The sequence below is a fragment of the Wolbachia endosymbiont (group A) of Lypha dubia genome, from assembly GCF_964028575.1.
GTDB lineage: Bacteria > Pseudomonadota > Alphaproteobacteria > Rickettsiales > Anaplasmataceae > Wolbachia > Wolbachia pipientis.
On sequence record NZ_OZ034796.1, the window covers coordinates 1,017,080 to 1,038,423 of the forward strand.

Annotated in this window: 27 protein-coding genes; 24 read left to right on the top strand and 3 right to left on the bottom strand. The window is 35.6% G+C overall.

Features of this window, described 5'->3' with window-relative positions:
* Positions 1-8: 8 nt before the first annotated feature.
* The 3 genes from ABWU72_RS05220 to ABWU72_RS05230 all read right to left on the bottom strand — a co-directional run bounded on the left by ABWU72_RS05220 (position 9) and on the right by ABWU72_RS05230 (position 2,219).
* Positions 9-797, bottom strand: coding sequence for an AAA family ATPase (locus ABWU72_RS05220; RefSeq protein WP_265017949.1), 789 nt, complete (start codon positions 795-797; stop codon positions 9-11).
* Between the two features lie 11 nt (positions 798-808).
* The gene (locus ABWU72_RS05225; protein ID WP_265017948.1) at positions 809-1,630 is read right to left on the bottom strand and encodes an ATP-binding protein; all 822 of its coding nucleotides are present in this window, start codon (positions 1,628-1,630) and stop codon (positions 809-811) included.
* A gap of 94 nt (positions 1,631-1,724) precedes the next feature.
* Positions 1,725-2,219 carry a sigma-70 family RNA polymerase sigma factor gene (locus ABWU72_RS05230; RefSeq protein WP_190321275.1) on the bottom strand — a complete coding sequence of 165 codons (495 nt, stop codon included), beginning with the start codon at positions 2,217-2,219 and terminating at the stop codon, positions 1,725-1,727.
* A gap of 591 nt (positions 2,220-2,810) precedes the next feature.
* Here ABWU72_RS05230 and ABWU72_RS05235 point away from each other — a divergent pair.
* The 24 genes from ABWU72_RS05235 to ABWU72_RS05350 all read left to right on the top strand — a co-directional run bounded on the left by ABWU72_RS05235 (position 2,811) and on the right by ABWU72_RS05350 (position 20,978).
* Positions 2,811-3,269 carry a crossover junction endodeoxyribonuclease RuvC gene (locus ABWU72_RS05235; protein ID WP_265018095.1) on the top strand — a complete coding sequence of 153 codons (459 nt, stop codon included), beginning with the start codon at positions 2,811-2,813 and terminating at the stop codon, positions 3,267-3,269.
* A 109-nt stretch (positions 3,270-3,378) separates the two neighbouring features.
* Entirely contained in the window at positions 3,379-4,590 is a 1,212-nt protein-coding gene (locus ABWU72_RS05240) for a DNA modification methylase (RefSeq protein ID WP_265017947.1), read from the top strand.
* Positions 4,591-4,607: 17 nt separating this feature from the next.
* Positions 4,608-5,087 carry a hypothetical protein gene (locus ABWU72_RS05245; protein ID WP_264378236.1) on the top strand — a complete coding sequence of 160 codons (480 nt, stop codon included), beginning with the start codon at positions 4,608-4,610 and terminating at the stop codon, positions 5,085-5,087.
* Between the two features lie 3 nt (positions 5,088-5,090).
* Positions 5,091-6,575 (top strand): ankyrin repeat domain-containing protein, encoded by a 1,485-nt coding sequence (locus ABWU72_RS05250; RefSeq protein WP_264378237.1) that lies wholly within the window; start codon positions 5,091-5,093, stop codon positions 6,573-6,575.
* The gene (locus tag ABWU72_RS05255; RefSeq protein WP_265017946.1) at positions 6,572-8,395 is read left to right on the top strand and encodes a phage terminase large subunit family protein; all 1,824 of its coding nucleotides are present in this window, start codon (positions 6,572-6,574) and stop codon (positions 8,393-8,395) included. The genes ABWU72_RS05250 and ABWU72_RS05255 overlap by 4 nt, the downstream gene beginning before the upstream one ends.
* A 3-nt stretch (positions 8,396-8,398) precedes the next feature.
* The gene (locus ABWU72_RS05260; RefSeq protein ID WP_010962704.1) at positions 8,399-8,632 is read left to right on the top strand and encodes a gpW family head-tail joining protein; all 234 of its coding nucleotides are present in this window, start codon (positions 8,399-8,401) and stop codon (positions 8,630-8,632) included.
* A gap of 40 nt (positions 8,633-8,672) precedes the next feature.
* A complete protein-coding gene (locus tag ABWU72_RS05265; protein WP_012673197.1) occupies positions 8,673-8,933 on the top strand; it encodes a hypothetical protein in 261 nt (86 codons plus the stop codon).
* Positions 8,924-9,205, top strand: a complete 282-nt coding sequence (locus ABWU72_RS05270; protein ID WP_010962706.1) for a type II toxin-antitoxin system RelE family toxin — start codon at positions 8,924-8,926, stop codon at positions 9,203-9,205. The genes ABWU72_RS05265 and ABWU72_RS05270 overlap by 10 nt, the downstream gene beginning before the upstream one ends.
* Positions 9,206-9,307: 102 nt before the next feature.
* Positions 9,308-10,726 carry a phage portal protein gene (locus ABWU72_RS05275; RefSeq protein WP_265017945.1) on the top strand — a complete coding sequence of 473 codons (1,419 nt, stop codon included), beginning with the start codon at positions 9,308-9,310 and terminating at the stop codon, positions 10,724-10,726.
* Positions 10,723-11,784, top strand: a complete 1,062-nt coding sequence (locus ABWU72_RS05280) for a S49 family peptidase (protein ID WP_006280203.1) — start codon at positions 10,723-10,725, stop codon at positions 11,782-11,784. The genes ABWU72_RS05275 and ABWU72_RS05280 overlap by 4 nt, the downstream gene beginning before the upstream one ends.
* A gap of 74 nt (positions 11,785-11,858) precedes the next feature.
* Positions 11,859-12,230, top strand: a complete 372-nt coding sequence (locus ABWU72_RS05285; RefSeq protein ID WP_010082142.1) for a head decoration protein — start codon at positions 11,859-11,861, stop codon at positions 12,228-12,230.
* 37 nt (positions 12,231-12,267) lie between these two features.
* Entirely contained in the window at positions 12,268-13,272 is a 1,005-nt protein-coding gene (locus tag ABWU72_RS05290; RefSeq protein ID WP_006280204.1) for a major capsid protein, read from the top strand.
* Positions 13,273-13,369: 97 nt separating this feature from the next.
* Entirely contained in the window at positions 13,370-13,675 is a 306-nt protein-coding gene (locus tag ABWU72_RS05295) for a hypothetical protein (protein ID WP_007550857.1), read from the top strand.
* A 1-nt stretch (position 13,676) separates the two neighbouring features.
* Positions 13,677-14,198, top strand: a complete 522-nt coding sequence (locus ABWU72_RS05300; RefSeq protein WP_006280676.1) for a phage tail protein — start codon at positions 13,677-13,679, stop codon at positions 14,196-14,198.
* On the top strand, positions 14,195-14,671 hold the full coding sequence (locus ABWU72_RS05305) for a hypothetical protein (RefSeq protein WP_010962732.1): 477 nt from the start codon (positions 14,195-14,197) through the stop codon (positions 14,669-14,671). Before ABWU72_RS05300 ends, ABWU72_RS05305 begins: the two co-directional genes overlap by 4 nt.
* Entirely contained in the window at positions 14,658-15,122 is a 465-nt protein-coding gene (locus ABWU72_RS05310) for a phage baseplate assembly protein V (RefSeq protein WP_012673195.1), read from the top strand. The genes ABWU72_RS05305 and ABWU72_RS05310 overlap by 14 nt, the downstream gene beginning before the upstream one ends.
* Positions 15,123-15,129: 7 nt before the next feature.
* A complete protein-coding gene (locus ABWU72_RS05315; protein WP_010082105.1) occupies positions 15,130-15,384 on the top strand; it encodes a PAAR domain-containing protein in 255 nt (84 codons plus the stop codon).
* Positions 15,385-15,386: 2 nt separating this feature from the next.
* Positions 15,387-15,722 carry a GPW/gp25 family protein gene (locus tag ABWU72_RS05320; protein WP_007552425.1) on the top strand — a complete coding sequence of 112 codons (336 nt, stop codon included), beginning with the start codon at positions 15,387-15,389 and terminating at the stop codon, positions 15,720-15,722.
* 2 nt (positions 15,723-15,724) lie between these two features.
* Positions 15,725-16,516, top strand: a complete 792-nt coding sequence (locus ABWU72_RS05325; RefSeq protein ID WP_012673194.1) for a baseplate J/gp47 family protein — start codon at positions 15,725-15,727, stop codon at positions 16,514-16,516.
* On the top strand, positions 16,516-17,676 hold the full coding sequence (locus ABWU72_RS05330) for a phage tail protein (RefSeq protein ID WP_044471240.1): 1,161 nt from the start codon (positions 16,516-16,518) through the stop codon (positions 17,674-17,676). Before ABWU72_RS05325 ends, ABWU72_RS05330 begins: the two co-directional genes overlap by 1 nt.
* A gap of 167 nt (positions 17,677-17,843) precedes the next feature.
* Entirely contained in the window at positions 17,844-18,578 is a 735-nt protein-coding gene (locus ABWU72_RS05335) for an ankyrin repeat domain-containing protein (RefSeq protein ID WP_006280237.1), read from the top strand.
* Positions 18,579-18,603: 25 nt separating this feature from the next.
* Positions 18,604-19,062, top strand: a complete 459-nt coding sequence (locus tag ABWU72_RS05340) for an ankyrin repeat domain-containing protein (protein WP_007549613.1) — start codon at positions 18,604-18,606, stop codon at positions 19,060-19,062.
* 12 nt (positions 19,063-19,074) lie between these two features.
* Positions 19,075-19,515 (top strand): DUF2924 domain-containing protein, encoded by a 441-nt coding sequence (locus ABWU72_RS05345; RefSeq protein ID WP_044471239.1) that lies wholly within the window; start codon positions 19,075-19,077, stop codon positions 19,513-19,515.
* Positions 19,509-20,978: a recombinase family protein gene (locus ABWU72_RS05350; protein ID WP_010082246.1), complete on the top strand. Its 1,470-nt coding sequence runs from the start codon at positions 19,509-19,511 to the stop codon at positions 20,976-20,978. The genes ABWU72_RS05345 and ABWU72_RS05350 overlap by 7 nt, the downstream gene beginning before the upstream one ends.
* Positions 20,979-21,344 lie beyond the last annotated feature (366 nt).

A 21,344-nucleotide genomic window follows, 5' to 3' on the forward strand; every position in this document is an offset into this window, starting at 1 on the left:
AAAATTAGCTATTCCATTAGCTGCCAATGACCATTTATCTTATCGACAAGTTTATTTTGCACGCGTTCACCATTACGAAGCTCAAATACTATCTGGCGTACACTACTTTCTTCATCATGAGCAAACATCACCATACCAGTACTGTAAAATCCACGTAAAGATCCAGCACCACTTAGGCCTTGAAATGGATCTTCTTCGAGCATCTTTTTTGATAATTTTTTTGTATGATGAGTAAGTACAATACAAGCATCTGGATTGATAGCACTGCGTAGCTTTTCAAGAGTCTTTTGCAGAAAAAACAGCATAGCACTATTGTCATTTTCATTTCCATATTCACTGCTAAAGATGTTACGTAATGGATCTATGGCCAAAACATCAGGTTTAAAGCGTTCATTTACAATCTCCTTAATTTCACTTATTTCATCATGATTAAATGATAAGTGCACTTTTGGCGTAATGATTAAGTTGTTAGCAGCTACATTCAAAAGTTCATTATCAAGTTGTTGCAAACGTTCTTTCATATATTCATATTCAATTTCAGTTTGCATGTAGAAGATTTTCAAAGGTCTATTTGGTGTCATACCGAGAAATGATCTACCAGCAGCCATGTAAACAAGCCAAGAGATCAAAAAGTCACTCTTGCCGATTTTAGGTGGGCCACCCAGTACCAATAAGCCTCTTTTTGTTAAAATTCTTGGTGAGATTATATCTTCTGGTATTGGCGATTGATCATCCAAGTATTCTTTCACACTGAAAAAAGGAATTTTTTGACCAATAGTTAAAAAGTTTTGTAGCATATAATAACCTCCTATATGTTGTGCGTGATAGGTTGAATTGCAAAAGCTTTGGTTTTAATCTTTGTAAGAAGTTTTCCTAGATGCGGTTCTTCAACCATATTCAGGCATCCACTTCGATCTTTAGCAGGATATCCCCAAGAATTAATTGTCTGACAGACAAATGAACGAACCTCTGTACCATCATCTTTCTTGATTCCAACCATACTGATTACTTCGTCAACTATCCCAGGAATTTCACTTGCAGTTTTAGCTCCTTCACATTGAGGTAGCCAAGTTGAGCGATTGAAATCATCAAGGTATTGCCCAAGAGTTCCAACTGTAATGATGTCTTTATTTGGAATATGTTGAAACTGATTGAGCCAAGCCATCATCTCTTGAGCAAGTAACCCGTAAGCAGCTCTCATATCTTGTTTTCCTGATCTTTCAGAAAAAGCTTCAGGTTGCATTTTTGACCATAATATACATAAACGCGAGGCTACTGTAATACTATCGATAAAAATACATCGATACTTGAGAAACTCTGAAGAAAGCTCTTTGTATTTACTGGATACATGCTCATAGTGTCTTTGGCTATATGCTGAGTCAGATTTTAACGCAGGATTAGGACCACCTATGAGACATGCAATATCTCTTGCCTCATTCCAAGTACGAATACTTACAGAATCCCCTTGCCAATCTTGAACAGCAAGTAAACCTGCCTCAAAATCAAGACAAAGTGTTGGTTCATTTATGGTCTTTAAGAGACTAGTTTTACCTATACCATAAGGACCAAAGATGACCATTTTTATACCTGTTTGAACTTTTAGCCGTTCATTGCTGTTCATTATTTTCATTTTTCTCCCAGTACCTAAATATATATGTACGATGACCTAGGCAATTCGTCCGCAATTTGCAAAAAAAAATTTTTGAGCAAATATAATCGAGAGCTTATAACTTCTCTAAAACTGAGAATTTATTGCGTATTCGTTCTAGTGTGCGATAGATAGTTGTCTTTGGTATTTTGGTTATTACAGAAACTTCAGTAATAGTAAATACCTTAAGTAATTGACATAAATTACTATCTTTTTCAGACAAAGTTGAAATTATATTATTTATATCAGTGCGAATTATCGCTTCGATTTCCGAGTTCCTATGATCTGGAATATCGTCGTTTATATCATCAAAAGTTATATTACGTTTTAGACATAACTGATTGCGTAACATATTGCGAGCACAATAATTAGCTAATCTAGCAACGAAAGTACTAAAACTACTTCTTTTCTCATCGTGCCGGTTAAGATATTGCCAAACCTGACAAAAAAGCTCTTGTTCTATATCTTCGAGACTTTCGTTAATAAAACAGCTTTTGGATTTAAGGCGCGAAGCTTGAAATCTCACATGTTTAACAATTGTAGAATCGATTCCTTGATAAGAATTCTTCATAAAAACTCCAAAAGTTTCATGAATAGAGATTTTTACCAAGACTTTGTATGACTAATTTATTATAAAAAAGTAGTAATAATTTTTTTATCTAAAAGAATAAAATCTTTAAAAATTAAAATAAGATTTAAACGTTTTGATACACTACTGAAGCTACTTTTTCATAGGTAAAAAACTACCAATTTCGTACCTAATTTCTGAGTTACTAATTAGTATTTCAGAAAGCAGTGATCGTTAAGTTATTGATAATATTGTCTTTTTTATGTTCTATTCCTAAAAGCCGTTTCTAAAGTTAAGTGGCTAAAATCGGCCAGTAAAGAGGGTTTGCGGATTACTGAAGTCTTATATATATTATATATATATTTAAATACAGGTAAAATATAATATATGATAATATAATAATATAAATATTGGCGTAATATAAGTTATGTAAAATAGTTATTAAGATAAGTAAAGATGAAAAAAACTCAAATGGCAGGATATGAAATTTTTTTTAATTTTTTTTCAAAATTGCGGACGAATTTGCGAGTCATCGTACATATATATTATACAGGGCATTGAACTTTAATTACACAAAGGAGTTTTTGTACGTCAATCTTAACGCTAGATCTCGGCAAGCAAACAGGCTGGGCAATTCTAACAGATGGAATAATTGAAAGTGGGAGCAAAAGCTTTCATGGTAGTCGTTTCAGCGGAGGTGGAATGTGTTTCTTAAACTTTTGCAATTGGCTCAATTCTTTGAAAGACATTTCTGCAGTGTACTTTGAGGAGGTGAGAAGACATTTAGGAACTGATGCAGCCCATTGCTACGGTGGGTTTCTTGCAGTGCTGTCTGCTTGGTGTGAAGAGAACAATATTCCCTACCAAGGTGTTAATGTTAAAACTATAAAACGCTTTATAGCAGGCAAAGGTAATGCAAGTAAGAGTGAAGTTATTGAAGCTGTAAAGGAAAAAGGGGTTTTGCCTAAAGATGATAATGAATCTGATGCTTTAGCATTAATGTTCTATGTTATGGATTTCAGTAAAGATATTAATAAGATGAAAAATCCATAAAAAGTGGGTCCTTTCGGCCATAATGGCGGGTTTGGTGGGTCAGACCCCAGGCCTTCTCTAGCGTCAGAGATATTTTAATTATTAACTTTTTAATTAGTATAGCAATTATATGAATTTAGCAATCCACTATTATCCTACTCGAAACCTAGTTGAATATGATCGTAATCCACGTAAAAATGACGATGTAGTCAACAGAATGTGTGCTTCTATTCGGGAATTTGGCTTTCGTATTCCAATAGTTGCAAAAAGCGATGGAACTGTGGTTGATGGTCATTTAAGACTTAAAGCAGCAAGAAAACTTGGTATGGAGAGTATTCCAGTGGTCTTAAGTGATAATCTAAATGAACCACAAACCAAAGCTTTTCGATTACTGGCAAATCAATCAGCTAATTGGGCAAAGTGGGACGATGATCTTTTGAGAATGGAAATTCAAGAGTTAGAAGATTTGCAGTTTGATCTTAAAATGACTGGATTTGAATTGGAAAAAGTTCAAAACTTTCTTGATGATTTAGATGGTGAAAAAGAAGATCTTTCTGACTTAGTTGTTGATGACAAAAAGGTAGAAATAACAAAGCCAGGTGATCTTTGGATTTTAGGTGATCATCGAATCTATTGTGGTGATAGCTCTGTAGTTGAATCATATAAAGCGCTGTTAGATGATAAAATGGCAGACATTACTGTTTGTGATCCTCCATATAACGTTGATTATGGTAATAGCCAAGACAAAAAGATATTAAATGATAATCAAGGTGAAAAGTACGAACTTTTTCTCTATGACATCTGTTCCCATATTTTAGCATATACGAAAGGAGCAATTTACATCTGCATATCATCATCAGAGTTTTCAACGTTGCAAAAAGCATTTGAGGAGGCAGGAGGAAAATGGTCAACATTTATCATTTGGGCAAAGAATCACTTTACGCTAGGCAGATCAGATTATCAAAGACAATACGAAGCAATGCTCTATGGATGGAAAAGCGGCAATAAACGTGAGTGGCATGGAGGAAGAAATCAAAGTGATCTGTGGTTTTATGATAAGCCAACGCACAATACACTACATCCAACGATGAAGCCAGTAGAATTAATGGAAAGAGCAATAGTTAATAGCAGTAGACCAGGAGATATAGTACTTGATCCATTTAGTGGTTCTGGTAGCACATTGATTGCATGTGAGAGAACAGGAAGAATTTGCAGAACAATAGAGCTAGATTCAAAGTTTGTAGATGTAACGATAAAACGTTGGCAAGTATACACGGGAAGAGATGCCATTTTAGCCGGTACTGGTAAAACCTTTTCAGAGACTCAAGAAGAAAATTCGTAAAAAATAGGCAAAAAAAAGTGAAAAAAATAACACAAACAGAATGGGCAAGAGAGATAGGAGTATCAAAGCAATATGTCTGTTATTTAGTAAAGAAAGGGATAGTTGAGTTGGAGGATGGTTTGATCAATAGAGAACAAGCAAATGAAGCAGTAGCGGCAATAAGAGATCCAAGTCAGCCACTTAGGAGGAAAAATCCAGAAAACGAAAATACAAGTAACCTTTCCACGATGTTGCTAAAAACTCGAATAAAAAATGAAATGGAACGAGGTAAACTTCTTGAGGCGAAAGCTAAGGCTGAGATTGGTGAACTTGTAGCAGTAGAGGAAGTAAAGCGCGATGCATTTAATGTAGCAAGAGTTGTACGTAATAATTTGCTTAATATTCCAAATAGAGTTTCAGCACTACTTGCATCACTGAGTGACACTGAAAAGATTCATATGGCGCTAACCGAAGAGATTACAAACTCATTACAAGAATTATCTAATATTAAGTTTTAAATAATGTCTGCTAACTTAAGTTTAGAATTAATAAAGTGTCTTATTAATCAACCAGGAGTGGATGTAAATGTTAGAGGATTAAATGGGAAAACCCCACTACATTATGCAGTAGAAATTAACGAGCTTAGTATGGTTGCTCTCTTACTAAATAGGAAAAATATTAATCCACTGATCACTGATGATGATGGTAAAAGTGCGCTCTCTTGTGCAAGAGAAGAAATATTACAAGCACTAATCAATCACAAATACGGATCAGAGGAAGATAGTTTGCTTCACTTAGCTGCGATGTTGAATGAAGCAAATGCTGTAAGGTTTTTACTCAACAAAGGAGTTAATGTTAATGAGCAGAATGCTTTACTACATACACCGTTACATTTAGCGGCAGGAGCTGGGCATGAAGGGATAGTAGAAATTTTAATTAGAGAAGGAAATGCGGATAAAGATGTTCTTGACGTGAGAAATCATGCAGCAATGCATTATGCAGTAAACAACAAGAAGCTAGAAGTAGTAAAATTACTTTCAAATCTTGGTGCGAATGTCAATATAGCTGGTAGCGGCAGAAATGCAATGAAATTATCTTCTTTGCACGTAGCTATAAGTAGCAGTAATTACGACGAAAGAGACTTATGTTTAGATATTGTAAGATGCTTAATAAATGTTCCTAATGCTGGGGTCAACTTACAAGATTATGAAAATAAAACGCCACTACATTATGCTGAAAGACTTAAAACAATAGAAGTTTTACTAACGCGAGAAGATATAGATCCTTTGATTAAAGATGATAATGGCAAGACACCGTTTTGTTATGCGAAAGAAGAGAACAAATCTGAAATAGTAAAAGCTTTAATAAGTAATAGGTATGGAGTAGAGAAGAACAATTTACTTCACTTAGCAGCAAAAAAAGGATATGAGGAGATTCTGGGGGCGATTTTAAAAGAAGGAGTTGAAGTAGATGTTTTAAACGATCAAGGAGAATCAGCAGTATATCTTGCAGCAATAAATAGGCATTTTAATATAGTAAAATTACTGCTAAAGAAAAGAGCAGATGCTACAGATGTTTTTGAGTACGCAATAACAACAAATAATGTAAAACTGATAAAGTTACTAAGCAAAGAAAAAGATATAGTTTTATTTGGAAAAAATGACAACTTTCCAACGTTTCATTTATTGAGCAATAAATATTTTGAAGAAAGGAAAATAGCAGACAAAAAAATAAAGAAATATACCAATATCATCTGTGTCACTATAACAATATGCGCAATAGCGATAGTAGGAATTTACCCTAACATTATAGCTGCGGTAATGGTGGGAATAGTTGCACTCATAGCTGCAATAATGATGAGTAATTTAACTCAGAAATACGTAGAAGAAGCGCTTGAAAAGAAAATGTTTACTGAACTCGAAAGTGAGAAAACAAGTGAGAGCGTAAGTCCTATTTTAAGTGATGTTGAAGTATCATCTAATGATGGTGAAGAGCTAGAGGTATGATATACGCCACATCTTTTTCTGAAGGTTTAAGACCAGATCCGCAGCTTAAAGTGTCAGAGTGGGCAAATGAGTATCGAGTTTTAGCAGCAACTGCAGCATCAGAGCCAGGGAAATGGAGAACGGAAAGAACTCCTTATTTAAAAGAAATCATGGATTCACTTTCTCCGTCCTCACCAGCAGAAAAAGTAGTATTCATGAAAGGAGCGCAGATTGGGGGAACAGAAGCTGGTAACAATTGGATTGGCTATATCATCGATCAAACACCAGGACCAATGCTAGTAGTACAGCCAACAGTTGAAATGGGAAAGCGTTGGTCAAAAGGAAGATTTGCGCCACTGATTGAAAGTACACCATGTTTAAAAAGTAAAGTAAAAGACCCAAGATCAAGAGATTCAGGCAATACTGTACAAAGTAAGGAGTTTCCAGGTGGAATTGTAGTAATAACCGGAGCAAACAGCAGTGTGGGACTTCGCTCTATGCCAGTAAAGTATCTCTTTCTTGATGAAATAGATGCATATCCAGGAGATTCAGGAGGTGAAGGAGATCCAGTACTGCTCAGTATTGCACGAACTAATACATTTGCACGGCGAAAGATTTTTTTAGTATCAACACCAACGATTCATGGAATAAGCAGAATTGAGAAAGAATTTGAAGCAACAGATAAGAGATATTTTTTTGTACCATGTCCATATTGTAATTACTATCAAGTTCTGAAATGGTCACAAATTAAATGGGAAGATAATGACTCAAGAACAGCACATTATGTCTGCACTGAATGTAGCGGCAAAATAGAAAATCATCAAAAAACAGAGATGCTTGAGCGTGGAGAATGGAGGCCTACTAATAGAGTAAAAGGTGAGAAAAAAGGATTTCATCTTTCAAGTCTTTATAGTCCAGTTGGGTGGTATAGTTGGCAACAAGCAGTAGAGGATTTTCTCCATGCAAAGGAAAGTGAACAATTACTGAAGGTTTGGATAAATACCACTTTAGGAGAAACCTGGGTAGATAAAGGAGAAGTACCAGACTGGAAGCAATTATTTAACAGGAGAGAATTTTTTCAGATTGGCACAGTACCAAAAGGCGAAGTAGTTTTGACAGCAGGAGTTGATGTTCAAAAAGACCGCTTAGAAGTAGAAGTTGTAGCATGGGGAAAAAGCCGTGAAAATTGGTCAATAGACTACCGAGTATTTGAAGGAGATACAGGAGGTGGAGAAGTATGGGGAAAACTCTCTGAGCTCTTAAATCATCATTTTATCGGTGAAAATGGGCTTGAATACATGATAAGCATGATGGCAATTGATGCTGGGTATGCAACGCAGGAAGTTTATAACTGGGTGAGAAGTCATCAAGGGTCGGGAAGAGTAATGGCAGTAAAAGGTGTAAATAAAGCGCTAGTACCACTTAGCAGCCCAAGTAGAGTAGATATAACAGTTGGTGGTCAAAAGCTAAAAAGAGGAATAAAGCTCTGGCCAGTGGGAGTATCGATTTTAAAGTCAGAACTTTTTCAATTACTTAATGTTTTAAAGGACGGTGAAGAAGCTCCAGCAGGATACTGTCATTTTCCCGAGTATGCACCTGAATATTTTAAGCAGCTAACGGCAGAGCAATTAGTCAGCAAAGTAGTAAAAGGTTATACCAAACAAGAGTGGCAAAAGGTAAGAGAAAGAAATGAAGTATTAGACTGTAGGATTTATGCAAGAGCAGCATCTATTGCGCTTGGAATCGATCGTTGGCCAGAGAGTAAATGGAATAGTTTAAGTGAAAAACCAGAAAGTAAAAAATCAAAGAAAATAGTGAAAAGCAAATGGATCAGCGAGTAGTAAATGTATAACGAAGATTATCTAATTCAAGTCGAAGAAGCGATAAAGAAACTACAAAACGGAGAGCGAGTAGTATCAATTGCATATGGTGACCATGTTGTAAGATATGCTGAAGTAGATATAAATGATTTACTAAGCTTAAGACAACGTATTAAGGCTGAATTGAAAATTGCAGGTATGAAGCCAAAGAGAAAAATTGTTTTTTCAACAAATAAAGGGGTTGACAAAATTATGTAAAAATGTTATAGTTTAGAGTTGATATCTTACAGTGAATAATATGGATCAAAGTCAAGGAAGGCTTAATGTTAATGTAAATTTTGAGGGGGAATTTGCTCAGTATCTTACAGAAATGGCAAAAGTTCAAAATAGAACTATTGAAGAAATTGTAAAAGATCTAGTAGAAGAAGAACTTGAGGTAAGTAAACTATCTGAAGGTGACGAAATGGATGAAGGAGAAATAGCTCTACTTGAACTTGCTGCTAAACGTAATGTTCCTGGAGCAAAAATAATTAGACATGAAGATATCAAGTGGGAATAATTTACCAAATTGGTTATTTAGAAGGTGTAGATACCGAAGATCTTCCTTCTCTTCCGAAAACAATACGGTTAAGGGTGCAAAAAGCTATAGAAAAACGTCTCACAATTATTCCTGATAAAGTAGGTGAGGCTTTATCGCATAAATGGGTAGGCTACTTTAGGTTGCGTGTTGGCGATTATCGAGTCATATACTTAATAGATAACTCAGAGCACATGGTCAAAATTGCAGCAATAGGACATCGAAAAGAAATTTATAAACGTAGTCCAGAGTAATGACTCTCTACATACAATCTGTTGACCAAATTCTCTAGCAACTTGCTATAATTTTTCAATGTCAAATTGTGCAACAACTTGTTGCATAATCAAAGAGGCAAAATGTTATTAAAATCATTCAAACAACTATTTAACAAACCAAAGATAAAAAGCTCAGCCTGGGATGCTGCAGGCTCAGGAAGAAGATTTTTTCACTTTCAACCAGAGTTAGGAAGTATAAACAATTTGCTGTCTCAAAACCTTGAAACTTTACGTAGTAGATCACGTGATATGGTGAGAAAAAATCCATATGCAGCAAATATTATTGATACAATAGTAAGTAACTCTATTGGAACAGGAATAAAACCGCAATCAAAAGCAAGGGATGGGGAATTTCGAAAGAGGGTGCAAGAATTATGGCTAAGATGGACAGATGAAGCAGACAGTAACGGAGTAAGTGATTTTTATGGATTACAAGCTCTAGTATGCAGAAGTATGATAGAGGGAGGAGAATGTTTTGTACGTTTAAGAACGAGAAAGCTGGAAGATAGATTTTCTGTGCCATTACAACTGCAAGTACTTGAGTCTGAACATTTAAATAATAAAACAAATCAAACTTTAGGAAATGGTAATGTAATAAGAAACGGGATTGAGTTTAACAAGCTTGGGCAAAGAGAAGCATATTACCTATTTAAAGAACACCCTGGTGAAGGCTCATTTGGTGAATCAGTGAGAGTGCCAGCAAATGATGTTTTACATATTTATAGACCATTAAGACCTGGGCAAATTAGAGGAGAGCCATGGCTTTCGAGTATACTGCTAAAGCTCTATGAACTTGATCAATATGATGATGCAGAATTAGTGAGAAAAAAGACAGCAGCGATGTTTGCAGGGTTTATTACAAGGCTCGATCCTGAAGCAAATATTTTAGGAGAAGGTGAAAGTAATGAGCAAGGAGTAGCACTATCAGGTTTAGAGCCAGGAACAATGCAGCTTTTAGACCCAGGAGAAGACATAAAATTTTCAGAGCCATCTGATGTAGGAGGAAGTTATGAAGCATTCATGAGACAGCAGCTGAGGGCAATAGCAATAGGCACAGGGATAACATATGAGCAACTAACAGGAGATTTAACGGGCGTTAATTATTCATCCATTCGAGCAGGATTAATAGAGTTTCGTCGTAGATGTGCTATGCTGCAACACAACATTATGGTATTTCAATTTTGCAGACCAGTATGGAGTAGATGGCTAGAATTAGCAGTACTCTGTGGAGAACTGAGTATAGATAAAAAAGTAGCAAAAGCAGCGAAAGAAGAAGTAAAATGGATACCACAGGGATTTGATTGGGTGGATCCTTTAAAAGACCAGCAAGCACAACAAATGGCAGTAAGAAATGGATTTAAGAGTCGATCAGAAGTGGTTTCAGAGCTAGGTTATGATGTAGAAGAAATAGACCAAGAAATTGCAGAAGATCAAAGACGTGCTAGTTCCTTGGGTTTAAGTTTTGATTCCGACGTTACTACTAATCAAGAGATAATATGAAAAACCAAGCGATATGGCTAAACAGATGTGTAATGGTAGAACCAAGGAGTTTTGAATTACTGTCACTACAAACAGGAAAGCAGCCTATCTTTAAAAATATAAAACATGCGGTAAGAAATAGTGAAAGAGGAATAATACCAATACATGGAATCTTGACGAAAAAGTCAGAAGTTTTTGATGATGTATTGGGGATGACATCGTATGAGAAGATAAGTGAAGAGATAGAAGAAGCTTTAATAGATAAAGAAGTAGAAACAATAATTTTGGACATAGACAGCCCCGGAGGAGAAGTAAACGGTTTATTCGACCTTTCCGACTTTATTTACCAAGCAAGGAGAAAAAAGAGGATTGTGGCAATAGCAAATGATGATGCGTATTCTGCGGCGTATGCAATTGCATCAAGTGCTGAAAAAGTATTGGTAACTAGAACTTCAGGAGTTGGAAGCATAGGAGTAATAGCAAGTCATATAGATCAAAGTGGGTTTGATGAAAAACAGGGAATAAAATATACGACAGTATTTGCAGGAAGTAGAAAAAATGATTTAAATCCACATGAGCCAATAACTTCTGAGAGTTTAGAAAGCCTAAAAAGCGAAGTGAATCGTTTATATGGAATGCTGGTTGAGCTAATAGCACGCAATAGAAACCTTTCTGTAGAGGCAATAAAATCAACAGAAGCAGGGCTATATTTTGGCGAGAAAGCAGTAGAAATAGGTCTTGCAGATGGAATTACAATTCTTTCAGAGTTTAAATCTATTAATAAAAAAGGGGATATTACTATGAATGAAAAAACTACAAATGACCTAGAAACTGACAATTTAACTAAGTATCGTACTGAAGTTCTTGAATTAATACGTTTATGTAACTTATCACGAATGCCAGAAAAGATAGGAGAATTTATTGAGCAAAGCGTAAGTGTTGAGCAAGCTAGGGAAGTTTTAATGGAGTTACTTGCAGAGCGAACGAAGAAGACAGAAATACTAAGTGCAATACCACAGAATTCAGGAGAAGAGTTGATGATGCAGGTAGCGAAAAGTCGTGCGCAATCAAACATTTAAAGTATGTGTATAACCGCCGTGTATAACAACCACAAATATGGCGGTAAAAAAATAAAAAAAGGAGAGAAAAAGACATGATAAGTATAACTGAAGGAAATAATTTAGGCGATCTTCTGAAATATGAAGTGTCCAACCTATATTCAAGAGATCAAATAACAGTAGCCAAGGGACAAAATCTAAAGCTGGGAAAAGTAGTTGGTTATGATACTAAAGATGGTTTTATTAAAGCTTTAAATCCAACTGCCACAGATGGGACACAAACGGCTATAGGAGTGATAGCAAGCGATGTAAACGCAAAGGAAAATAGTAAAGGAGTAATTATTGCTCGTGGTGCAATACTAGCAGATCATGCAGTTGTATGGCCAGCAAATATCATTGAAGAGCAGAAAACTGCAGCAATAAAGCACCTTGAAGGACGAGGGATCATTATCCGCAAGGGAGCTTAAAAAAACTATTAAAAATACAAAAGGGGGAAAAGAAAAAATGCAAAATCCATTTACAAATACAGCATTTAGCATGACGGCACTAACAAATGCGATAAATATATTGCCGATAAATTATGGACGAGTTGAAAATTTAAATTTGTTTCCAAGTAGGTCAGTAAGATTTAGACATATTACTATAGAGGAGCAAAATGGAGTATTAAGTTTACTACCAACGCAGTTACCAGGAGCACCAGCAACAGTAGGAAAACGTGGAAAACGAAAAATAAGAACTTTTACCATTCCACATATACCACATGATGACGTAGTGTTGCCTGAGGAAGTACAGGGAATAAGGGCATTTGGGTCAGAAAGTGAACTGAAAGCATTGGCAGATGTAATAACTGATCATTTGCAGCTAATGAGAAATAAACACGCAATAACGTTAGAACATTTGAGAATGGGAGCGCTGAAGGGAATCATTCTTGATGCTGATGGGTCGGAGTTATTAAACCTTTACAACGAATTTGAAATTACACCAAAAGTAGTAAATTTTGCATTGGGGACTGCGACAACCGATGTAAAGCGTAAGTGTCTGGAAGTATTGCGCCATGTTGAGGACAATTTAAGTGGTGAATATATGACGGGGATTCATGCACTGGTAAGTCCAGAGTTTTTTGATGCACTAATTTCGCATAGTAAAGTGAAAGAGGCATATGAAAGATGGCAAGAAGGAGCAGCGCTGAGGAATGACATGAGATCAGGATTTACGTTCTGTGGAATAACATTTGAAGAGTATAGAGGGCAAGCAACCGACCCTGAAGGAACCGTAAGAAGATTTATAGAAAGAGAAAGTGGAAACTGTTTTCCACTAGGAACAGCGAGCACATTTACAACGTATTTTGCACCAGCAGACTTTAATGAGACAGTAAATACTCTTGGACAGCCACTTTACGCGAAACAAGAGCCAAGAAGATTTGATAGAGGGACCGATTTACATACTCAGTCAAATTCTCTGCCAATGTGCCATAGACCGGGAGTATTAGTAAAAGTCGTTGTAACATAACAACACAGGTAGAGCAACTATAAAGTGGTGAGGCAGAAGAATGCTTTACCTGTGTGCCCCTTCTTAGCATGTAAAGGTTAGTATATAGCAGAAAAATATGCAAGAAAATATTAAGAGATTATTGCAAGATTGTTTTGCCCATTTAGGAAAAGTAGCTTTGTATGAATCAAAGGATAAGTCATATATGGTACAAGTACTAAAGCAACAGCCAGATAAATTATACGAGATTGGTGAAGGACAATTTGTAGGAGAAATTTTATTGTTGGAAGTAAGTGTGTTTGATGTATTAAAGCCAATGGTAGGAGATACTTTTTCCATAGGTAGTTGTAGATACAGAGTACACACACCACCACTTAGAGATAATTCAGGAATGGTATGGAAAATTCAAGCATCGGGGGTGTAAAATGTCTATTAATATAGAAGTTACCGATAATATTAATAAGGTAATTGAAAATGTAAATGCTGAAAGGAAAAAAGTGGAAAAAGCAGCGGTGAGGGCATTGAACAAAACAGCACTATGGTTAAAAACGCAAGCAGCTAAGGAAATTAGTGAGGAAAAGAAGATAAAATTAACGGTAATGAGAAAAAGGCTAAGAATTTTTAAGGCTAAGACAAGTAGGTTAGATGTATTAATGAGAGCAAATTTATATGATATTAGGGTATCAGCAATTGGCAAGATGAGACAAACAAGAAAAGGAGCGAAAGTAGGAAAACATAAGTTTATAGGAGGATTTATGGCAACAATGCCAAGAGGAAATAGTGGTGTTTTTAGGCGTGAAGGAAGAACAGCTTTGCCAATACAAGAGGTAAAATTAGGACTGGAACCAGAAGCATCAAAAATAATAAAGGAGCTAGTTAATTATGAAACAGAAGGGATATTTGAGAAATATTTTGAGCGTGAATTAAACTATATTGTAAAAGTATGATTTTAATTGAGTTGCACAAAGCAATTTGCAGAATGTTGAAGAAAGAAATACCAGCGATACAGACATGTGAAATATATCCAATGATAAGAAGGGAAATAGTAGCACCAGCGGTATTTGTGGAATTGTCAAGTTTAGAGCAAGGAAAAGATTCAGGAACAGAAGAATTAGCCCTGAAAGCAAGATTTGAGGCACGAATTGTGATTGATAGCACAATAGAGAATGCAGCTATTATTGTCAGAGAATTAGCTGCTGAGGTTGCGAGAGTAGTAAATAAAAATACTTGGAACGTAAAAAATGTTTCGCCAGGTGAATTTATATCAGCAGAAATTGACGGATTTAGGCCAGAATTAGACGCGTATTTAGTGTGGATGGTAGACTGGGTGCATGAAGTACACTTGGGTCGATCTATTTGGGAAGAGGGAAAATTTATGCCACACAAAATAGAAATCGGTGAAATAAATGTTGGAAAGTAATTTTGCTATTTCAGAGTTGCAAAGAAAGTTAGCTAACATTGTACGTATTGGGCTTGTGAAAGAAGTAGATTATGAAAAAGCGAGAGTAAAAGTGCAAATAGGGGAATTTTTAACAGATTGGTTGCCATGGATAACAAGTAAAGCAGGAAAAGATAGAAATTGGTCTCCTCCAGATATCGATGAACAGGTTATTATACTTTCTGCGCTAGGAGAACTATCATTAGGGGTGGTATTAGCAGGAATATATCAGGAAAAATACCCTGCACCAGAGAATAAAAAAGAAATAAATAGTGTAAAAATTCAAGATGGGACAAGATTGTTATATGATAAAGAGAAGCATCATTTAGAGATTGAAGTAGTGGACAAAATAACATTGAAAGCTGGGGAATCAAGTATAGAGATGACAAGGAGCGAAATAAAACTGAAAGCAGATAGAATAGAACTTAATTAATTGGAAAATGAATAAATCAGTTGTGCGAGTAGGAGATTATTGTGGAGAAGCAACACCACATTTTTGCATTAGCGGCAGTAATAATGTTTTTGTAAATGATTTCCCAGTCTGTAGGAAAGGAGACAATTTTAACGAAGGAAAAGTAATGATTCAAGGATCAAAAACAGTGTTTGCAAATGGTCATGGTGTAGGAAGAGTAGGGGATTCAGTATCTTGTGGGTTAAAAGTAATAAAAGGCAGTAAAAGCGTCTTTGCAAAATAGAAATGAAGGGTATGGATGGTAAAACAGGAAAAGCGTTAGAAGGAATAGAGCACTTAAAGCAATCAATAATTGATATACTTACGACTCCTATAGGATCACGAATTATGATGAGGAATTACGGGTCTAGGCTATTTGAATTATTGGATAAGCCAGTTAATCGTGATTTAACACTAGAAATTTACGCAGCAACTGCAGAAGCTTTGGAAAAATGGGAAAAAAGGTTTAAATTAGAAAAAGTAAAAATGACAGAAGTAAAAGAGGGAAAAGTAACGCTTGACCTGGAAGGGTTGTACGTACCAATGGGGAAAAAGATTCGCTTCGATGAGGTTGTAGTATAAAGATGCAGCAGACTAACATTATTGAGCCACTGAACTTCGAAGAAATCTTTTCACGTATGAAAGAAGAATTAATAAGTCGAGATGAAAGTTTTACGGCATTAGTAGAAAGTGACTCAGCGATGAAGGTATTAGAAGTAGCAGCCTGGAGAGAGCTTTTGCTGAGACAAAGGATAAACGAAGCAGTAAAGAGTAATTTACTTAAGTTTGCGACAGGAGAAGATCTTGATAATTTAGCTGAATTTTATGGAGTGGAGAGGCAGAAAGAAGAAGATGACGAACGTTTTAGAAAAATAATTAAAGCAAAGATAATAGGCTGGAGCACGGGAGGAAGTAAAGAACACTATCGATATCATGCACTGTCAGCAGATAGTAGAGTAAAGGATGCATTAGTAGAATCACCTATACCAGGGAAAGTACAAGTTTCAATCTTATCCACAGAATTATCCACACTGCAAGAAGAATTACTAGAAATTGTCAAAAATCAGCTAAACAGGGAGGATGTGAGGATTTTAACAGATACAGTTGAAGTGGTAAGTTGCAATATGATAGAAATAGATATCCACAGTAAAATTAGCATTAAAAGACCAGATATTATTGAAACGGTGAAGAAGAAATTTATCGAAAAATTTGGAACAACGAAAAGATTAGGATGGAAGGTAACAAGATCATGGATAATAGCCAATTTGTTTATGGAAGGAGTAGAAAACGTGGAATTAATAGAGCCAAGAGAAGACATAGTTGTGAAAGGAAATGAGTGCGCTTTCTTAAAAAGTTTAAATGTTGAGTTAAATTAATGCTATTACCGCCAAACGCAACAAAAAAGGAAAAAGCGCTGGTTGATGCAATAGATTACAAAGTAGATCCTGGTTGTATCAGAGGGTTTAAATTTAGCCAAGGGGAAAAAGTGTTGCCATGGATAATAGAGGAATATGGGCTAGGAGAAATCCTACATTGGGTAAAAGACAAAAGAAAGGCGATAAAAAAAGGGATAAAATTTCAGCGTTTAAGAGGAACACCTGCTTCACTGAAAATAGCACTAAAATGGGCAAATATAGAAGATATTACAATTATCGAAGAACCATCTGGCAAGCACTTCTTTGAACTGCAGATAGGGATAAAAGATGTTCCGAATGACTTCTTCGTTGATGCAGTAGTAGAACTAGCAAAACTATCATTGCCTGCAAGATCGAGGCTAATGAGGATTTTTAACGATTATTACAACATTAGCAGGTTCATATTGGATGAGAGTTTTTTCGGAAGTTTATTATCGGATTATTCCGGGGTAAAAATAGAAAAAGATGGGCCAGTTTTATCATTTGGAAGAGTAAATTTTTTCAGGTCTCATGGTCCGGTTATTAGGATTGTAGAAAACTATCTACGCGATCATTATGAACGAGCTTTAAGCAATGACATATATCGCTTGGATGTAGCAATACTTGGAGAAACCGAGCCTCATACTAAGAACTACAACGGTATTTATGAACGAAATCATGTGTGGTATAACTTCAAAGCGCTATATCCGCTACCACAGAGCTTATTACCTAAGATTAAGTTTGCTAAAGCGCAGATAGTATTATCAGATAGCTGGAACTTAGGAGAAATAAACGCGTGTTTTCCGGTTACGAGTGGAGAAGAGAAAGGAAGTAAATTTTTACTAGGAAGTGATAAACTATCTGAACAACTGTGGAATTTAAAACACAAGCCAATTTTAGAAAGGTTTAGCGTTACTCACCACTACAAAGTAGAAGATTTTACCAACCAAAAAGTTATAATATTTGGTGTGGCAGAGCACAATATTCATTTTGAAAGGGATTTAAATTCAGAGCAAAAGGATTCAATACATGAACCGGAAAATTACGTTTTAGTGTTTTACCCAGGCGTACTAACGTGGCACGAACATCGTCATTTGAACAGAGGTTGGGAAGAGAAACAAGTAATATGTTTAATGCATTAAGCATATATATTTATATCTTCATATACTATATTAGTATTTAGTTAAAAAGGTGTACTACGCGAAAAAAGACTTGCCTTTTTATGCCAAAACGCACATAACTTGAATAGCAGCAGGTAAATATAAGAAATTTGTCTGGCGCTAGAAAAGATAATTTTGTGAGGTATGAAATGGGGTTCAGCGAAGAAAAGAAAGAATCTTTTAACAAGTTTTTTAAAGAAGTATCAAGGAATGGATTTAAAAATATTAATAAAAGGGATGAAAAAGGAGAAACAGTATTGCACCATGCAGTAGAAAATTCCGATCACAAAACAGTGAGGTTATTAATAGAAAAAGGAGCGGAGATCAATGCAAGAGATAAAAATGGTTATACGCCACTGCACTGTGCAGTATTCGCAAAAAGTTTAGAAAATGTAAAAGTACTGCTAAGGTCAGGAGCGGAAATAAATGCCACTCAATATGTCAGTGGATGTACGCCACTGCACTCTGCATGTAAAATAGGAGGAGCAGGAGTTGAAATAATAAAAGAGCTAGTAAAAGCAGGATCTGAAGTTAATCAACTGAATAAGTATGGTTCAACACCAATGTATTACATATGGGAAAGTGAAAAGTATTGTCTATGTGATAGGGAAGAGAGTGAAAAGGCAAGTAAATTTTTGAGAGCAAAAGGTGGAGTAACAAAAAGTAGAAAACTGACGTGCTATGGAATAGAGGGGCTAGTGGGAGAAATAGCAGACAAGTTGGATAGGAGCTATATGCCAGAGCTAAAAATAATGGAGATCGAAGAAATAAGGAAGAGAGACAAATCATTAATAAAGAAAGAATGTCAAAATTTAGCAACCAAGATAATGTGCCAAGTAAACGAAATGATAGATGAGGTGGTGAGAATTAAAAAAGGGACTTAAATTTAAAGAAAAGGTGAGGTAGGTTATGAGTAAAAAAGAAAAAGAGGATGCACTAAAAGAATTATTAGAGAACTCAGGTAAAAATATTAAGGGGACAAAAAAGGAACTGCATTATGCAGTAGACGGAAAAACAGTGAGCTTATTAGTTGAAAAAGGAGCGAATGTGAATGCAGCGGATGTAGAAGGATATACAGCACTGCACCTAGCGATAACGGAGAAACGTCTAGAAACAGTTAGAGAATTGATAAAATCAGGAGGGAATGTAAATGCTGAAGAGTATGGCAGTAAATGCACACCGCTGCACCTTGCATGTATGGTGGGGAAAGTGGAAATAGTGGAGGAGCTAGTAAAAGCAGGGGCTGAAATAGAACAAGCAGATAAATTTGGGATGACAGCGATGGATTATGCGAAAAATAGTAAAGAGGTAACTGAAGTATTGAAGAAAGAAACAGACAGAATAGAAAAGTTATTTGAGAAATTATGAGAGGCTGAAAATATGGAAAGAAAGGAAGAAATAGAAAAGAAAGTAATGAATTTAGAGAAAAAAGCGTTGGAAGAGGTGAGGAAAATATGGAAAAAGGTATATGGAGAAGGAGCGCCTAGATACTCAAAGAAATACCTGATACCAAGATTAGCTTATAGAATGCAGGAAAAAGCGTACGGAGAAATATCAAGAAAAGGGGCAAAAAGACTAGAATACCTGGCAGATCGACTAGAGAAGGGAAAAAGGATAAGTAGCGATAAACTGCCAGTAGAGGGAACAGAGCTAATATTAGAAAGAGGGGAAGAGACGCATGCGGTAATGGTAACAGATAAGGGTTTAATCTATAAAGAAGAGTTTTATACGTCATTATCAGCAGTAGCCGGCAAAATAATGGGAATGAGTTATAATGGACCGCTCCTATTTGGAATGAGAGATAAGGAGAAAGAATGCTGAAAGAGGTAAGATGCGCGATATATACGAGAAAATCAAATGAAGACGGGCTAGAACAAAAGTTTAATAGTTTAGATGCACAGCGAGTAGTATGTGAGAAGTATATAAAAAGCCGAGAAGGGTGGGTAGCATTGGCAAAAAAGTACGATGATGGAGGGTTCTCAGGGAGTAATTTGAATAGACCAGCGATAAAGGAATTGTTTGAAGATGTAAAGGTAGGAGAAGTCGACTGTGTAGTAGTATATACGCTAGATAGGTTATCAAGAGAAACAAAGGACTGCATAGAAGTAACATCATTTTTTAGAAGGCACCGGATAAGTTTTGTAGCAGTAACACAAATATTCGACAATAATACGCCAATGGGAAAATTTGTACAAACAGTGCTATCAGGGGCGGCACAACTAGAAAGAGAAATGATAGTAGAGAGAGTAAAAAATAAAATAGCAACATCGAAAGAACAAGGGTTATGGATGGGAGGAAATCCACCGCTTGGCTATGATGTAAAAGAAAAGGAATTAATAATAAATGAAAAAGAAGCAAAAATAATAAAGCATATATTTGAGAGGTATATGGAGCTGAAGTCAATGGCAGAATTGGCAAGAGAGTTAAACAGAGAAGGATATCGAACGAAAGCAAAATCAGATATCTTTAAAAAGGCAACAGTGAGGAGAATAATAACAAACCCAATATATATGGGAAAAATCAGGCATTATGAGAAACAGTATAAAGGAAAGCATGAAGCGATAATAGAAGAAGAAAAATGGCAAAAAGCGCAGGAATTGATAAGTAATCAGCCATATAGAAAAGCAAAATATGAGGAAGCACTGCTAAAGGGAATAATCAAGTGCAAGAGCTGTGATGTAAATATGACTCTGACATACTCAAAAAAAGAGAACAAAAGGTATAGATATTACGTATGCAACAATCACTTAAGGGGGAAGAATTGTGAATCAGTAAATCGAACTATAGTAGCTGGGGAAATAGAAAAAGAAGTGATGAAAAGAGCCGAATGCTTATATGGGGATGGAGAAAATTTAAGCTTCAGAGAACAGAAAGAAGCAATGAAAAAATTAATAAAGGGAGTAATGGTAAAAGAAGATGGAATAGAAGTGTGTTCTGAATCAGAGGAAAAATTTATACCAATGAAGAAGAAAGGAAACAAATGCATAGTAATCGAACCAGAAGGTAAAACAAATAATGCACTATTGAAGGCAGTGGTGAGAGCCCATTCCTGGAAACGGCAATTGGAAGAAGGAAAATATAGAAGTGTGAAAGAGCTGAGTAAGAAAATAAACGTAGGTACAAGACGTATACAGCAAATTTTAAGATTAAATTATTTAGCACCAAAGATTAAGGAAGATATAGTAAATGGGAGGCAGCCAAGGGGTTTGAAGTTAGTTGATTTAAAAGAAATACCGATGCTGTGGAGTGAGCAAAGGGAGAAATTCTATGGTCTTGATTTATAAAAGCAACAGAAAAGGGCCACACAAAAAGATGTTGAAATTGATATAGAAAAGTAAGTCAATGTTACAGAATCAATTATGCGAAAATATCAATATAAATAATGAAGATTTTAGCATATCAGATGCAATAGTGATAAAAAATGTATCCAACTTTAACTGCATATTTTAATAGTAGATTTGGAGGAAAATTCTGTAAACATCAAAAAAAGCAATACTCTAAACTTCAGCACACAACTCCACGAAGTAGTACATGTCGAGCAATCTATAGCCTCTTTGAATCTGAAAGTGTACTTGAAAATTCATAAGCACTAAGTAAGTTTTTTAAGTAAAATAATTTCTTTTTTAACTTAATAAATAAACTTTCCCCTT

Coding starts and splice junctions, on each gene's coding strand:
- ABWU72_RS05220 (WP_265017949.1), bottom strand. CDS start 797: ATGCTACAAAACTTTTTAACTATTGGTCAAAAAATTCCTTTTTTCAGT.
- ABWU72_RS05225 (WP_265017948.1), bottom strand. CDS start 1,630: ATGAAAATAATGAACAGCAATGAACGGCTAAAAGTTCAAACAGGTATA.
- ABWU72_RS05230 (WP_190321275.1), bottom strand. CDS start 2,219: ATGAAGAATTCTTATCAAGGAATCGATTCTACAATTGTTAAACATGTG.
- ABWU72_RS05240 (WP_265017947.1), top strand. CDS start 3,379: ATGAATTTAGCAATCCACTATTATCCTACTCGAAACCTAGTTGAATAT.
- ABWU72_RS05250 (WP_264378237.1), top strand. CDS start 5,091: ATGTCTGCTAACTTAAGTTTAGAATTAATAAAGTGTCTTATTAATCAA.
- ABWU72_RS05255 (WP_265017946.1), top strand. CDS start 6,572: ATGATATACGCCACATCTTTTTCTGAAGGTTTAAGACCAGATCCGCAG.
- ABWU72_RS05260 (WP_010962704.1), top strand. CDS start 8,399: ATGTATAACGAAGATTATCTAATTCAAGTCGAAGAAGCGATAAAGAAA.
- ABWU72_RS05265 (WP_012673197.1), top strand. CDS start 8,673: ATGGATCAAAGTCAAGGAAGGCTTAATGTTAATGTAAATTTTGAGGGG.
- ABWU72_RS05275 (WP_265017945.1), top strand. CDS start 9,308: ATGTTATTAAAATCATTCAAACAACTATTTAACAAACCAAAGATAAAA.
- ABWU72_RS05280 (WP_006280203.1), top strand. CDS start 10,723: ATGAAAAACCAAGCGATATGGCTAAACAGATGTGTAATGGTAGAACCA.
- ABWU72_RS05285 (WP_010082142.1), top strand. CDS start 11,859: ATGATAAGTATAACTGAAGGAAATAATTTAGGCGATCTTCTGAAATAT.
- ABWU72_RS05290 (WP_006280204.1), top strand. CDS start 12,268: ATGCAAAATCCATTTACAAATACAGCATTTAGCATGACGGCACTAACA.
- ABWU72_RS05295 (WP_007550857.1), top strand. CDS start 13,370: ATGCAAGAAAATATTAAGAGATTATTGCAAGATTGTTTTGCCCATTTA.
- ABWU72_RS05300 (WP_006280676.1), top strand. CDS start 13,677: ATGTCTATTAATATAGAAGTTACCGATAATATTAATAAGGTAATTGAA.
- ABWU72_RS05305 (WP_010962732.1), top strand. CDS start 14,195: ATGATTTTAATTGAGTTGCACAAAGCAATTTGCAGAATGTTGAAGAAA.
- ABWU72_RS05310 (WP_012673195.1), top strand. CDS start 14,658: ATGTTGGAAAGTAATTTTGCTATTTCAGAGTTGCAAAGAAAGTTAGCT.
- ABWU72_RS05315 (WP_010082105.1), top strand. CDS start 15,130: ATGAATAAATCAGTTGTGCGAGTAGGAGATTATTGTGGAGAAGCAACA.
- ABWU72_RS05320 (WP_007552425.1), top strand. CDS start 15,387: ATGAAGGGTATGGATGGTAAAACAGGAAAAGCGTTAGAAGGAATAGAG.
- ABWU72_RS05325 (WP_012673194.1), top strand. CDS start 15,725: ATGCAGCAGACTAACATTATTGAGCCACTGAACTTCGAAGAAATCTTT.
- ABWU72_RS05330 (WP_044471240.1), top strand. CDS start 16,516: ATGCTATTACCGCCAAACGCAACAAAAAAGGAAAAAGCGCTGGTTGAT.
- ABWU72_RS05335 (WP_006280237.1), top strand. CDS start 17,844: ATGGGGTTCAGCGAAGAAAAGAAAGAATCTTTTAACAAGTTTTTTAAA.
- ABWU72_RS05340 (WP_007549613.1), top strand. CDS start 18,604: ATGAGTAAAAAAGAAAAAGAGGATGCACTAAAAGAATTATTAGAGAAC.
- ABWU72_RS05345 (WP_044471239.1), top strand. CDS start 19,075: ATGGAAAGAAAGGAAGAAATAGAAAAGAAAGTAATGAATTTAGAGAAA.
- ABWU72_RS05350 (WP_010082246.1), top strand. CDS start 19,509: ATGCTGAAAGAGGTAAGATGCGCGATATATACGAGAAAATCAAATGAA.